General features: G+C 69.4%; 13 protein-coding genes. 5 read left to right on the plus strand and 8 right to left on the minus strand.

Translation table 11 applies throughout. The annotated features are described in order from the left end of the window. Window positions 1–79 precede the first annotated feature (79 nt). The 5 genes from RTK35_RS10790 to RTK35_RS10810 all read right to left on the minus strand — a co-directional run bounded on the left by RTK35_RS10790 (window position 80) and on the right by RTK35_RS10810 (window position 5106). On the minus strand, window positions 80–709 hold the full coding sequence (locus tag RTK35_RS10790) for a response regulator transcription factor (RefSeq protein WP_316907973.1): 630 nt from the start codon (window positions 707–709) through the stop codon (window positions 80–82). Beyond that, window positions 706–2529: a PAS domain-containing protein gene (locus tag RTK35_RS10795; RefSeq protein WP_142008922.1), complete on the minus strand. Its 1824-nt coding sequence runs from the start codon at window positions 2527–2529 to the stop codon at window positions 706–708. Before RTK35_RS10795 ends, RTK35_RS10790 begins: the two co-directional genes overlap by 4 nt. A gap of 70 nt (window positions 2530–2599) precedes the next feature. Further along, window positions 2600–3298, minus strand: a complete 699-nt coding sequence (locus RTK35_RS10800) for an alpha/beta fold hydrolase (protein WP_316907974.1) — start codon at window positions 3296–3298, stop codon at window positions 2600–2602. Window positions 3299–3343: 45 nt separating this feature from the next. Next, the gene (locus tag RTK35_RS10805; RefSeq protein WP_316907975.1) at window positions 3344–4096 is read right to left on the minus strand and encodes a substrate-binding periplasmic protein; all 753 of its coding nucleotides are present in this window, start codon (window positions 4094–4096) and stop codon (window positions 3344–3346) included. Window positions 4097–4218: 122 nt separating this feature from the next. Beyond that, entirely contained in the window at window positions 4219–5106 is an 888-nt protein-coding gene (locus RTK35_RS10810) for a LysR family transcriptional regulator (RefSeq protein WP_316907976.1), read from the minus strand. 91 nt (window positions 5107–5197) lie between these two features. Here RTK35_RS10810 and RTK35_RS10815 point away from each other — a divergent pair, with 91 nt between their 5' ends. Together RTK35_RS10815 and RTK35_RS10820 are read left to right on the plus strand one after the other, a co-directional pair. Then, window positions 5198–5977: an SDR family NAD(P)-dependent oxidoreductase gene (locus tag RTK35_RS10815; RefSeq protein WP_316907977.1), complete on the plus strand. Its 780-nt coding sequence runs from the start codon at window positions 5198–5200 to the stop codon at window positions 5975–5977. Between the two features lie 10 nt (window positions 5978–5987). After that, on the plus strand, window positions 5988–6740 hold the full coding sequence (locus RTK35_RS10820; RefSeq protein ID WP_160481565.1) for an SDR family NAD(P)-dependent oxidoreductase: 753 nt from the start codon (window positions 5988–5990) through the stop codon (window positions 6738–6740). A gap of 33 nt (window positions 6741–6773) precedes the next feature. Here the strand turns inward: RTK35_RS10820 and RTK35_RS10825 are convergent, their stop codons facing one another. Then, the gene (locus RTK35_RS10825) at window positions 6774–7718 is read right to left on the minus strand and encodes a PDR/VanB family oxidoreductase (RefSeq protein ID WP_316907978.1); all 945 of its coding nucleotides are present in this window, start codon (window positions 7716–7718) and stop codon (window positions 6774–6776) included. Further along, on the minus strand, window positions 7718–8776 hold the full coding sequence (locus RTK35_RS10830; RefSeq protein WP_074971823.1) for an aromatic ring-hydroxylating oxygenase subunit alpha: 1059 nt from the start codon (window positions 8774–8776) through the stop codon (window positions 7718–7720). The genes RTK35_RS10825 and RTK35_RS10830 overlap by 1 nt, the downstream gene beginning before the upstream one ends. Before the next feature lie 202 nt (window positions 8777–8978). On the opposite strand from RTK35_RS10830, the gene RTK35_RS10835 reads away from it, so the two are divergent. Then, window positions 8979–9686, plus strand: a complete 708-nt coding sequence (locus RTK35_RS10835; RefSeq protein WP_160481563.1) for a GntR family transcriptional regulator — start codon at window positions 8979–8981, stop codon at window positions 9684–9686. Window positions 9687–9692: 6 nt separating this feature from the next. Here RTK35_RS10835 and RTK35_RS10840 read toward each other — a convergent pair whose 3' ends face one another. Further along, entirely contained in the window at window positions 9693–10316 is a 624-nt protein-coding gene (locus RTK35_RS10840; protein WP_316907979.1) for a TetR/AcrR family transcriptional regulator, read from the minus strand. Between the two features lie 236 nt (window positions 10317–10552). Between RTK35_RS10840 and RTK35_RS10845 the strand changes: the two genes are divergently transcribed. Together RTK35_RS10845 and RTK35_RS10850 are read left to right on the plus strand one after the other, a co-directional pair. Further along, window positions 10553–11728, plus strand: a complete 1176-nt coding sequence (locus RTK35_RS10845) for a serine hydrolase domain-containing protein (RefSeq protein WP_316908052.1) — start codon at window positions 10553–10555, stop codon at window positions 11726–11728. Between the two features lie 116 nt (window positions 11729–11844). Continuing rightward, window positions 11845–13179 carry an alginate export family protein gene (locus tag RTK35_RS10850; RefSeq protein ID WP_316907980.1) on the plus strand — a complete coding sequence of 445 codons (1335 nt, stop codon included), beginning with the start codon at window positions 11845–11847 and terminating at the stop codon, window positions 13177–13179. Window positions 13180–13193 lie beyond the last annotated feature (14 nt).

Raw genomic sequence — 13193 nt, forward strand, 5'->3', positions numbered from 1 at the left:
ACATCCTGCTTTTTTGTAGGGATTTCCCGAGGGGCCGCGTGATGGCGGGCCGTCGGAAGTGGCGGGGCAGTTGGCCCGGTCAGGCCGTCAGGCCGTGGGTCATGGCGTACTTGATGATGTCGGCGTTGCAGGTGAAGCCCATTTTCTCCATCAGCCGGGTCTTGTGGGTGCTGACGGTCTTGTTGCTGATCACCAGCTGGTCGGCGATCTGGTTGACGCTGAGGCCCTGGGCCAGCAGGCGGAGGATCTGGAACTCGCGGTCGGAGAGCTGGGCGGCCGCGTCATCCGTGCGGCTGCTGCTGGCGAAGGCGAGCTGCTCGGCGATGCGCGGGTCGAGGTAGCGGCCGCCGCCGGCCACCCGGTGGATGGCAGCCAGCAGGGTTTCCGGGTTGTGGTCCTTGGTCAGGTAGCCGCTGGCCCCGGCGCGCAGGGCGCGTTGGGCGATCTGCGCCTCGTTGTGCATGCTCAGCACCAGGATCGGCAGGCGCGGGTAGCGGCCGTGCACGCGGCTGATCAGGTCCTCGCCGCTGAGCCCGGGCATGCTCATGTCCAGCAGCAGCAGGTCGAATTCGCCCGCCCGCAGCTGCTCCAGCACCTGAGCGCCGTTCTCCGCTTCCGCCGCCACCTGCAGGCGGGCGTCGAACTCGATCAGCTGCTTGAGGCCGCCGCGCATGATGGCGTGGTCGTCGGCAATGAGGATGCGGGTCATGGGGACTCCGAAGGCTCGTTGACGGGGAAGGTGGCCTGCACCGTGGTGCCCTGGCCCGGGTGGCTGAAGATCACCACCTCGCCGCCCAGGCTGGTGCCGCGCTCGCGCATGCCGGCCAGGCCCAGGGAGCGCTTGCCGACCTTGGTCGGGTCGAAGCCGTGGCCGTTGTCGGTGATGTCCAGCACGTAGCGGTCGTCGAGCCGCTCCAGGCTGATCACCGCGCGGCTGGCGCCGGAATGGCGGGCGATGTTGGTCAGCGCCTCCTGGACGATGCGGAAGGCGGTGGTGGCCTGGCTGTCGTCCAGCGCCGGCGCGCCGCTGTGGGCCACCAGCTCGCAGGCGATCTGCGTGTGGTGGCTGCGGAATTCGTCGATCAGCCATTCCAGTGCGGGGTACAGGCCCATGTTGAGGGCGGCGGGCCGCAGGCTGGTGGCGATGGAGCGAACCACGCCGATGGTGCGGTCGCACAGGGCCATGAGCCGCTCCACGCCCTCGCCGAGCCCCGGTGCCTGCTCGCCGTGCCGCAGGCGCAGCAGGGAGATGCCCATGCGCAGGGCGGTGAGGTGCTGGCCGAGTTCGTCGTGGATTTCCCGGGCGATCAGCTTGCGCTCCTCCTCGCGGGCGCTTTCCCGGCGGCTGGACAGCTCGCGCAGCTGGCGGTTGCTGGCCGCCAGGCGCCGTTCGGCCTTGCGGATGCCGCTGATGTCGCGGGCCACGGAGATGACGCTGGTCACTTCGCCCTCGGCATTGCGCTCCGGCACCAGTTGCATGAGGTAGTGGATCTGCTGGTCGCTCGGGCCCTCGATACCGTGGATCAGCTCCTCCTCCATGGATTCGCCGGTGGCGGCCACCTCGCGCACCAGGTCGGCCATGATGTCGACCTGCGAGTTGTCGCCGAAGGCTTCCCGTGCCGGGCGGCCGCGGGCTTCCACCAGGGGCAGGCGGCACAGCGCCTCCAGGGCCGGGTTGGCGTAGATGAGGCGGAAGTCGGGGGTCAGCCGGCCGATGGCGTCGGGGGTGTTCTCGATCAGCGCGCGGAACTGCCGCTCGTTGCGCAGCAGGGCGTCGGCGATGCGCCGCTGCTCGGTGAAGTCGTGGATCAGCGCCAGGCTGTAGGGGCGCTGGTTGTAGTGGAAGTGGCTGAACTGGAGGGTGACGTAGCGCGGCGAGTCCTCGCCGGGCACTTGCAGTTCGCAGCTGAGGATGCGCTGGCTCTCCACTGCCTCCTGCAGGCTCTCGTCGTCGGCCAGCAGGTCCGCCAGCTTGCCGGCCAGCGGCGCGAGGACCTGGGACAGGGACTGGCCCAGCAAGCGGTGGCGTGGCTGCCCGGTGAGGCGGCAGGCCGCCTCGTTGAGGTAGCGGATGTGCCGTTCGCCATCCAGCAGCAGCACCCCGTCGGCGGTGTAGTCCAGGGCGTAGCTCAGCAGGTACATCTGTTCGGCACGCTGGCGATGCCCCAGGGGCAGTTGCAGGCGCACCAGGTAATGGGTGGGCTGGCCATGGTCGTCCTCGACCATGCGCAGGCCCAGGTGCAGCCATTGGGGTGTGGCTGCCGAGGTGGCCAAGCGCACCTCGCCGCATTCCAGGTCCTCATGCTGGCGCTGCGCCCGGTCGAAGGCGCGGAGGACCGCATGGCGGTCGCGCGGGTGCAGCAGGGCGTCCAGTGAGGTGCCGAGCAGGTCGGCTGCGGGTTGCCCGAGCATCTCCACCAGAGTCCGGTTGATGTGCTGGATGCGGCCGTCCAGCCCCAGCAGGGCCAAGCCTACCGAGGACGACTCGAATGCACGGCGATAGATGCTTTCGTCTGCATGGTTGCCCATGAATCCCCCGATCACGTGCGATGCGACCGAAGGAGTATGGATCAGTGGCGAAGTACTGGCAGGTTTTTGCTCAGGCCAGCCATTCCCGCAGCAGCGACAGCGTCTGCTCCGGCGCCTCCAGGGGCGGCAGATGGCCGCACTCGGGGATGACTGCGAGGCGCGAGCCGGGAATGGCGGCGTGCATCAGGCGCGCTTCGGCGGGCGGGGTGATCAGGTCGTCGGCGCCCACCAGGATCAGCGTGGGGAGCGTCAGCCGTGGCAGCAGGTCGAGGGCGTCCTGGCGGTGGATGATCGCCTGTTGCTGGCGGATGAAGCCTTCCCGCCCTACATCACGGGCCATGGCGCGCACGGTGTCGGCAACCGGGGTGCCCAGGTGGCGGGGGTGGATCAGCCGGCGCAGCAACTGCGGGCTGACACCGACGAAGCGGCCGTGGCGCGCCAGCTCCAGCAGGCCCTTGCGGTTGGCCGCACGCTCGGGGCTGTCCGGGCTGGCCATGGTGTCCACCAAGGCCAGGCGGGTCACCCGCTCCGGCGCCTGGCGGAGGATCTCGAAGGCCACGTAGCCGCCCATGGAGAGGGCGCCCAGGGCGAAGCGCGGCGGGGCCTCGGCCAGTACCCGGCGGGCCATGGCGGGAATGCTGTCGTCACGGGTCAGGTCGGCGACGTGCACCGGCCGCTCCGCGTGCAGGGCGTCGGCCTGGTGGGCCCACAGGCGCGAGTCGTTGAGCAGGCCCGGCAGCAGGAGCAGGGCATCGGGTGAAGGGGGCATGCGGTACTCGATACGGCGGCCCGGCGGGGCCGGGCATCGATGGGTTCAGGGGGTGGGCGGTTCGACGCCTTGTTCGCGGTAGATGGACACCACGTCGCCGTTGCGGCGCATGGCGTCCAACTCGCGGGCGAGGCGATCGTAGAGCGCCGCGCGACTGCTGTCATACAGCTTCTGGGAGGCGGCGAAGCGGTTTTCGATGCGGATCGGCTCGCGCAACCCGGCGTAGGCGTAGTCGCTGAAGCGGATGTTCTCGAAGGCGGCGTCGATGGCGGCCTTGTCCAGCACGGCGATGGCGTCGATACGGCCGGCGCGGAACATCCGCACCAGGATGTCGTCGTCCACCGCCGGCTGCTTGTTCAGGGCGGTGTCGGCGTCGAAGCGCGGGAAGTACAGGCTGCTGCGCTTTACACCGATGCGCAGGGGCGCCAGGTCTTCGTAGCGCTCCACCTGCCGGGTGGGGCGGATGGCGAAGAGGATGTCCTTGTCCTGGGTGCCGATGCTCGGCAGGTAGTGCAGGTAGCGGTCGCGCTCGGGATCGGGCAGCACCCGGGGCACCAGGTCGATGCGGCCTTCGCGCAGGTCCGCCAGGCTGCGGGCGAAGGGCGCATAGCGCCACTCCAGGTGCAGGCCGGCGCGCTCGGCGGCCACTTCCAGCACCTTGACCAGGGGGCCGGTGGGGCGCCCGTCGATGCTCCACATCTCGGGTGGTCGGTCGCGCAGGTCCACGCGCAGGGTGTCGGCTCCGGCCAGTGCAAGCGCCGGGAACAGCAGGATCAGTAAGGCAGAAAGGAATCGCATGGGAGGTTCTTCTGTTATGGCCCGCGCCCGTCGAGGGGCGTGGATGCCGGAACTGTGGAGCCGAAACCGCAGGGGTGCAACCCGACTCCCGTAGGGGGGAGACCGCCCTCGGCGGCCCCGGGTCACACCGGGGGGCTGCCGGCCAGTTGCTCGCGCATCAGCGCCAGGTAGCGTCGGGCGCTGAGGCCGGTCGGGTTCGCCTTCAGCCAGACGATGTCGACGCCGATGCGCAGGTGGCTGCTCATGTTGTCGAAGCGCAGCGTTTCCATCGATCCACCGGCCACCAGCGGCGCCACCAGGGGTTCGGGCAGGTAGGCCCAGCCGACGCCGGCCTGCACCAGCTCCAGCGCCGCCAGGTGGCTGTCGCAGAGCCAGACGCGGTGGGCCAGGACGATCTGCGGGTCCGAGGCCGTGGGCGCGCCGCTGGCGACGATGATCTGCCGCCGCGTAGCCATCTCCCGCTCGTCCAGGGGGCCGGGGGCGAAGTCCGGGGCCGCCACGGCCACCAGCACCTGGCTGCCGGCTTCCTGGAAGGCCTCGCGCTCGTCGATGCCCGGCCGTTCGAACACCAGCGCCAGTTGCACTTCGCCGGCATGCAACAGGCGGATGGCTTCGGCCTGGGGCGCCGAGCGGACTTCCACCTCCAGGGCCGGGAACTCCCGTGCCAGGCTGGCCAGCGGGCGGCTCCAGGGGCCGCTCTGCAGCTCCGGCGCCATGGCCAGGCTGAGCCGTCGCTCCAGCCCCTGGTGCAGTTGCAGGGCATGGGCGTCCAGCAGGTTGAGCTGGCTGGCGGCCTGGCGGGCCTGGGGTTCCAGGGCCAGTGCCGCCGGGGTGGGCAGGGCCTTGCGGGTGGAGCGGTCGAACAGCACCAGGTCCAGCTCCGCCTCCAGCTGCGAAACGGCCATGCTCACCGCCGAGGGCACACGCCCGAGCTGGCGCGCGGCGGCGGAGAAAGAGCCGTGGTCGAGCACGGCGAGGAAGGTGCGCAGGGTGTCGCGGCTGAAGGCCATGGTTGTCAGTTCGGCTGATGACGGTCGTCTTTTTCTATCAGCGAAAGGGGCCTAATTTCCAGCGCCATCACAAACCAGCAGGAACAGGACCATGACAACCACAGGGTGGCAGGGGCAGGTGGCGCTGATCAGCGGCGCCGGAAGCGAGGCGGGCATCGGCATGGCCATTGCCCGGCGGCTGGGCCAGGCGGGCGCACGCCTGGTGATCACCGCCAGCAGCGAGCGCATCGCCCAGCGGGTGGCCGAGCTGCGCGCCGAGGGGTTCGAAGCGGAAGGCCGCCCGGCGGACCTCACCGACGAGGCCCAGGTGGCGGAACTGGCGAGCTGGGCCGAAGCCCGCTGGGGCCGCATCGACGTCCTCGTCAACAACGCCGGCATGGCCATGCAGGGCAGCCCGGAGCCCTTCGCCGAGGTCGCGGAGATGGACCTGGCGACCTGGAACCTGTCCCTGGCGCGCAACCTCACCACCGCCTTCCTGCTCACCCGTGCCGTGCTGCCGGGCATGCAGGCACGGGGCTACGGGCGCATCGTGCAGATCAGCTCCACCACCGGTACCCGTGGCAGCAACCCCGGCGAGGCGGCCTACAGCGCCGCCAAGGCCGCCATGGTGGGAATGAACATGGGGCTGGCGCTGGAAGTGGCGCGCCACGGCATCACCGTCAACAGCGTGGCCCCGGGCTGGATCGCCACTGCCTCCAGCACCGACGAGGAGCGCCATGCCGCTAGCTACGTGCCGGTGGGGCGCGCCGGCCGGCCGGAGGAGGTGGCGGCGGCGGTGGCCTTCCTGGCCTCACCCGAAGCCAGCTACATCACCGGCGAACTGCTGGTGGTGGATGGCGGCAACTGCCTGATCGAAAACAAGGCCCCCTGAGGAGCACCGCATGAACAGCATCATCATCACCGGTGCCGCCGGAGGCCTGGGGCGCAGCCTGGTGAAGCGCTTCCACCAGGCCGGCTGGAACGTACTGGCCACCGACGTGGACGCCGCCGGCCTGGAGCAGGTGCGCGAGGCGTTCCCCGGGTGCGCCATCGCCGCCGCCGACATCCGTCGCCCGGACAACTGCGAGGCAGTGGTCGCGGCCGCGGTCAGCGCCTTTGGCCGGCTGGACGCGCTGGTCAACGCCGCCGGCATCTGGCGCGAAGGCCCGGTGGAGCACTTCAGCGAGGAGGACTTCGACCTGGTGCTGGGGGTGAACCTCAAGGCCGTGTTCTTCATGTGCAAGGCGGCCATCCCGCACCTGCGCGCCACCCAGGGTAGCATCGTCAACATCTCCAGCGATGCGGGGCGCCAGGGCAACCGCAACGCCGCCGCCTACTGCGCCAGCAAGGGCGGGGTGGCACTGCTGACCAAGACCCTGGCCCTGGACCTGGCGCCGGACGGCGTGCGCTGCAACGCGGTGTCCCCGGGGGACATCGTCACCCCGATGCTGAGTTTCCAGGCCGAGCGCTACGGCAACGGCGACCCCGACGGCTACTACCGCGAGCTGCTGGCCAAGTACCCCCAGGGCGAACAGGCGCGCTTCATCCAGCCGGAGGAAGTGGCCGAGCTGTGCCACTTCCTCTGCCAGCCCCTGGCGCGCTCCATCACCGGGGCGGACCTGGCCATCGACTGCGGGCTGTCGGCCGGTAACTGACCCGGGCACCGCCAAGCCGCCCGGGTCGTCCTGCTAGAGGTCCAGCACCAGGCAGGCGGAGCGGGCCCGCGAACAGCAGGGGGTGAACTGGTCGTTGCGGGCCCGCTCCGCGTCGGTGAGGAAGCTGTCGCGGTGCTCGGGTTCGCCGTCCAACACCCGGGTCAGGCAGGTACCGCAGATGCCCTGTTCGCAGGCCAGCGGGATGCACACCCCGGCGTCGTCCAGCACCTGGGCGACGCTGCGTTCGGCCGGCACCTGCAAGGTCAGGCCGCTGCGCGCCAGGCGCACCTCGAAGGCGCGCGCGTCCCCGGCAGGCTGCACGGGGGCGGCGAAGTATTCGCGGTGCAGGCGCGTTTCGTCCCAGCCGGCGCTGCGGGCACAGCCCAGCACGTGCTCCATGAAGCCGCCCGGCCCGCACACGTAGAGGTGGGCGTCGCCGGCGTCCCGCAGCAGCGCGGGGGCGTCGAAGGGCGTGGGGCCGTCGTCGGCGTGCAGGTGGACGTGCGCGGCGAAGGGGCTGGACTCCAGCCAGTCGATGAAGGCCGCGAGCTTGCGCGAGCGCACGCAGTAATGCAGCTCGAATGCCTCGCCCCGGGCCGCCAGCGCCTGGGCCATGGCGAGGATCGGGGTGATGCCGATGCCGCCGGCGAACAGCAGGCTGCGGCTACTTTCGGCCACCAGGGGGAAGAGGTTGCGCGGTGCGCTGGTAGTCAGGCGCTGGCCGACCCGCAGCTGTTCGTGCACGGCGCGGGAGCCACCCCGGGACGCCGGGTCCAGCAGCACGGCGAGGCAGTAGCGGTGCGTCTCGCCGGGGGCGTTGCACAGGCTGTAGGGGCGCACCAGGCCGCCGGGCAGGTGCAGGTCCAGGTGCGCGCCGGCCTCGAAGGCGGGCAGGGGCGCGCCGTCGGCAGCCACCAGCTCCAGGCCGAGGATGCCCGGCGCCTCCAGGCGCAGGCCACGGATCATCAGGTCGAGCATCAGGCTTGCCTCCCGATCAGTTGGGCCTCGGCGGCGCGTTCGGCGTTGACCAGGCGCTCAATGATGCGCCGGGACTGCACGCCGCCAGCATCGATGTTGAGCTTGAGCAGGGGCCGCTCGGGCCAGGCCAGCAGGTTGCGTTGCTGCTGTTCGAGCATCTCCAGGTCCTCGGCGAAGATCGCGCCCTGGCCCTCGCGGATGCGCGCGGTCAGTTCGGCGTCCTCGGGGCGGAAACTGCGCGCCATGCCCCAGAAGTACCAGATGGAGGTGTCCGTCTCGGGGGTGATGAAGTCCACCACGATGCTGCTCGCCTTGCAGTCGGCGGGGGCGTCGTAGCCCCCTCGGCCGGCGTGGGCCACGCCGACTTCGATGAGCACATGGCTGGGCGGGGTGAAGCGGCAGATCTGCCAGCGGTCCACCGGCACGTCGTCGGCCAGGCCATTCCCGCGCAGGGCGGCGCGCCAGAAGGGCGGGGCCAGGATGCCTTCCATGAAGCGGCTGGTGATGACGCTGTCGCCTTCCACGCGGGTGGAGACCGGTGCCTCGTCGATCTCCTTCTGGCCGATGCTGGAGGCGTGGACGTAGGTCTCGTGGGTCAGGTCCATGAGGTTGTCGATCATCAGCCGGTAGTCGCAGGCGATGTGGTAGAGCCCGCCACCGTAGGCCCAGGCCGGGTTCTCGGCCCACTCCAGCTGGGGGATCAGGGCCGGGTCGGCGAGGGCGGCGTCACCGGGCCAGACCCAGATGAAGCCGTGGCGCTCCTGGACCGGGAACGCGCGGATGCAGGGAAACGCCTGCACCCGCTGGGCCGGCATGGAGGCGGTACGGCCGTCGCAGTCCATCACCAGGCCGTGGTAGCCGCACACCAGCTTGCCGTCCTGAATGGATCCAAGGGACAGCGGCGCGCCGCGGTGGGGGCAGAAGTCCTCCAGGGCCGCGACACGTTGGCCGGCCCCCCGGTAGATCACCATCCGTTCGTTGCAGATCATGCGGCCCAAGGGCTTGCCGTCGATTTCATCCGGGGTGCAGGCGACGTACCAGGCATTCTTCGGGAACATGGGGCGGTCCTCGTTGTTGTTGTATTGGATCCAATGCTGGCGCTTCGGGCGGGTGGAATCCATGATTTACGGCTGTTTGGATCCAATAACCGTGCGATCAGCGAACGCTGAGACAAGGAACGCCTGCGTCCGGCCTCTGGCAGGGGGCTGGGCGGCTGGCTAGAGTACGGGCCTTCGTGAAATTGGATCCCAAGGGGCGCGCATGAGTGGAGCGGGGCAACGGGTGCTGAACCGCCTGCGGCAGATGATCGTTGACGGCGAGATACCCGCCGGTGAGCGCATCGCCGAGATACCCACGGCCGAACGCCTGGGGGTGTCGCGCATGCCGGTACGCATGGCCTTCCGCGCCCTGGAGCAGGAGGGGTTGCTGATTCGCCAGGGCGCACGCGGCTTCGCCGTGCGCCAGGTGACCTTCGACGACCTGGCCGGTGCCGTGGAAGTGCGCGGTGTGCTGGAAGGGCTGGCGGCGCGCCAGGCGGCCGAGCGGGGTGTGTCGGAGGCGGCACGGGCCGTGCTGCTGGCGTGCCTGGCCGACGGCGACCGGCTGTTCGAGAAGGGCCACGTCAGCGAAGACGACCTGGCCGAGTACCACGACATCAACAAGCGCTTCCACCAGGTGATCATCGAGGCCAGCGGCAACCCGGCCATCGCCGATGCCCTGGCGCGCAACGAGCACCTGCCGTTCGCCTCGGTCAGCTCCCTGGCGGTGGATCGCAACGACCTCGCCCGTGAGTTCCGCCGCTTCAACTTCGCCCACCTGCAGCACCACACGGTGGTGGACGCGCTGCTGGCCGGGCAGGGCGCCCGGGCCGAGGCGATCATGCGTGAGCACGCCAACGCGACGCTGCGCTATGCCCGCCTGTTCGGTGGCCAGGACGGCCCGGTGGAGGGCCTGAAGATCCTCTCCTGAGGTGACTCAGTCGCGCGACGGCAGGGCGCGCATGCCGTCGAAGATCAGCTGGGTGGTGCGGCGGACCTGCTCGCGGTGGGCGGCCAGGTCCGGCTCGTCGGTGCTGGTCAGGCGTAGCAACTGCAGGTGGGAGTAGTCGTTGAGCAGGAAGGCGGCCAGCTCCACGTCCAGGTCGGCGCGCAGCCTGCCGCGTTGCTGCAGGGCGCGCAGCACCCCGGCGATTTCCCGTTGCAGGTTGCTGTTCAACTGGCGGTAGGCCTCCGGCAGGCCGTCGCTGCCGCCGATGAGCACCAGCGGCAGCAGCTCGCGCCACAGCGCCGCCGGCAGCATGGTCAGGGCATAGCCGACGATGCGCTGCTCCAGCTGGCAGAGCACGTCCACCGGCTCGCCGTCCATCGGCAGTTCGTGGCTGTCGAGGATGGCGCGGCGGTCGGCCTCCTTGAGCATCTCCAGGATGATTTCCTGCTTGCTGCCGAAGTACTTGAACACCGTGGGCACCGAGACGCCGGCCTGGCGTGCGATCTGCTCGACGGTGGTGTTGCCGTACCCCTGGCTCTTGAACAGGGCGACGGCGCTCTCGGCGATGGCCTGGCGGCGCAGTTCCTTCTGACGTTCTCGTAGTCCGCTCACTGAATTCCTCGGCTCGGGTGCATGTGGCGGCGATGATAGACGGAGTGCGTTGACCGGCACAAAAACTTTATTGACTTAAATAAATAATCGGATTAATCATTTCTGGGCATCTGCTCCACACGCAGAGTCACCTGTCCAGGAATGCCGAGATGAGTCACCCCAACGCCCACCCCCTTGTTCCGCTGTATGAGCACGCCCGTCGCCTTGTCCAGGCCGGAGAGCCCGAAACGCCGCTGATGCAGGGCTTCCCCGCCGCACCCGAACAGCGGGTGACCTGGGGCAATTGGATGAGCCCGCCTTACAACCGCTGGGGCTTCCGCTCCCTGGCGCGGCTGCGTCCGAGCATCGACGTGGAGGCGGGCCCCGGCCCGGCCAGCGTGTTCCCGGCGGCCACGCGCAGCCTGGAAGGCCTGCACTTCGAAAGCGTAAGCGGCGCATCGGTATCGGTGCAGGAGCACCTGCAGGCCAGCCACACCGACGCCTTCCTGGTGCTCAAGGCCGGTGAGGTGGTGTGCGAGCGCTATTTCGGCGGCCAGCGCCCGCAGGACCGCCACATCATGTTCTCGGTCACCAAGTCGCTGATCGGCACGCTCGGCGAGCAACTGGTCAGCGATGGTGTGCTGGACCCGGCCTTGCCGGCCGCCCACTACGTGCCGGAACTCGCCGGCAGTGCCTTCGGCGATGCCAGCGTGCGCCAGCTGTTCGACATGGCCGTGGGCATCGACTACAGCGAGGTCTACGACGACCCCGACTCGGAAAGCTCCCAGTACGGCTACGCCTGTGGCTTCCAGCCGGCGCCCGCGGCCTACGCGCGATACGCCTCGCTCTACGAGTACCTGCCGTCGCTGCAGAAGAAGGGCGAGCACGGCGGCTTCTTCCACTACGTCACCGCCACCACCGAGGCCCTCGCCTGGGTGATGGAGCGCGCCAGCGGCGAGAGTTGCCCGGTGATGCTGCAACGGGTCTGGCAGGAGCTGGGCTGCGAGCGTGACGGCTACTTCATGGCCGACCCCTGGGGTCGGGGTGTGGCCGGTGCCGGCTTCAGCGCCACCCTGCGTGACATGGGGCGCTTCGGCCTGCTGCTGGCCAATGGTGGACGTCACCAGGGCCGCCAACTGCTGGGCGCGGACACCATCGAGCGCATCGCCGCCGGCGCCGATCCGGCGATCTACGCGGCCAACGCCGACTTCTCCGAGTGGACCCCCGGCGCCTCGTACCGCAGCCAGTGGTACGTGTTCAACGACCACAGCCTGGCGCTCATGGCCGGCGGCATCCATGGCCAGTACCTGTTCATCGACTGGCCGTCGCGGGTGGTGATCGTCAAGCAGTCCTCGTTGCCCGAGGCCGTCACCGACCTCGACGCCGACAGCGTCCGCATGCTGAGGGCCATCGCCGCACACCTGAAGGCCTGACCTGATTCCAACACGGAACACCGATTCCGGATTCGCCCGCCCCGGCGGGCGTTCGGCGGCCCAGCCGCCCACTTCCACTGCCCTGTAACACAAGAACAAATGCACAGGAGCTCACCATGTACCGCACCCTGCGTTTCCAGCGGGCGCTGACCGCGCTCGTCCTCCCGCTGGCCAGCCAGGCCGCACTGGCCGGCTACACCTTCGAAGAGGGTGACCTCTCCGGCGAGGCGACCCTCACGGCAGGCGCCTCCACCGTCATGACCCGCAACGTCAACTTCGGCGCCGGCCGCGTCGACCAGCGCAACGGCCGCAACGGCGGCACCCGCGTCGACTGGCAGGAGATGTACCTGAAGCCGGGCGTGACCCTGAAGTACGGGGTCACACCGGACTTCGACCTGATCGCCGGTGGCTCGGTGGTCGCCTCCAAGACCCTGGGCGACGGCGATGCCGGCGGCTTCACCCGCAGCTCCGATGGCCAGGTCTCCACCGAGGAGCTGTACGCAGGGTTCCGTGCCGGCGAGTGGACCTTCACCGCCGGCCGGCAGAACTACAAGGTGGGCACCGGCTTCATCGTCATGGACGGCAACCTCGACGCCCTGGATGACGGCGCCTACTGGCTCGGCCCGCGCACCGCCTTCCGGGACTCCGGGCTCCTCGCCTGGGACCACGGCGCCTTGAAGGTCCAGGCCTTCAGCCTGCGCACCGACACCCAACTGGGCGACTACCGCCTCAACGGCGCCAACCTCGACTACGACCTCGACGGCCAGGTCACCCTGGGCGCCATGGCGATGAACGTGGATTCGCTGACCCGCCACTACAGCACGCCGATCCGCCGCGACGGCATGCACGTCTACAACCTGCGTGCACTGAACGGCAAGCTGCCAGGCCTGGATGCGCTGACCCTGAACGGTGAATATGCCGTGCAGCGCGGCAGCGGCGACGGTGTCGACTACGACGCCAAGGCCTGGTACGCCCAGGCCGACTACGCCTTCGAGACGCTGCCGCTGACCCCGGTGCTGGGCTATCGCTACGCGGTGTTCTCTGGCGATGACGACGTCACCGACACCACCCAGAAATCCTGGGACCCGCTGGCCAAGGGATTCGTCGACTGGAGCACCTGGCTGGTGGGCGACGTGATGGGCAACTACGTGCTCTTCAACAGCAACGAGCGGGTGCAGCAGTTCTCGGTGAAGACCCGGCTGAGCCAGACCCTGGCCCTGGGGGCCATCCACTACCAGTTCTGGCTGGACGAGAAGAACTACCAGGGCGTGGCCGTCGATGACCGTCGCTTTGCCGACGAGAGCGTGGTGTACCTCGACTGGACACCCACCGAGCGGCTGTACACCTCTCTGTCGTACAACTGGGTGGACCCGAAGGCGGCCGCCAAGCAGGTGTTCGGCAACGACGACCGCTTCAGCGCCCTCGAACTCTATTTCACCTACCGTTACTGATCGCGCCAGGAGAC

This window comes from Pseudomonas sp. zfem003 (genome assembly GCF_032621675.1).
Classification (GTDB): Bacteria; Pseudomonadota; Gammaproteobacteria; order Pseudomonadales; family Pseudomonadaceae; genus Metapseudomonas; species Metapseudomonas otitidis.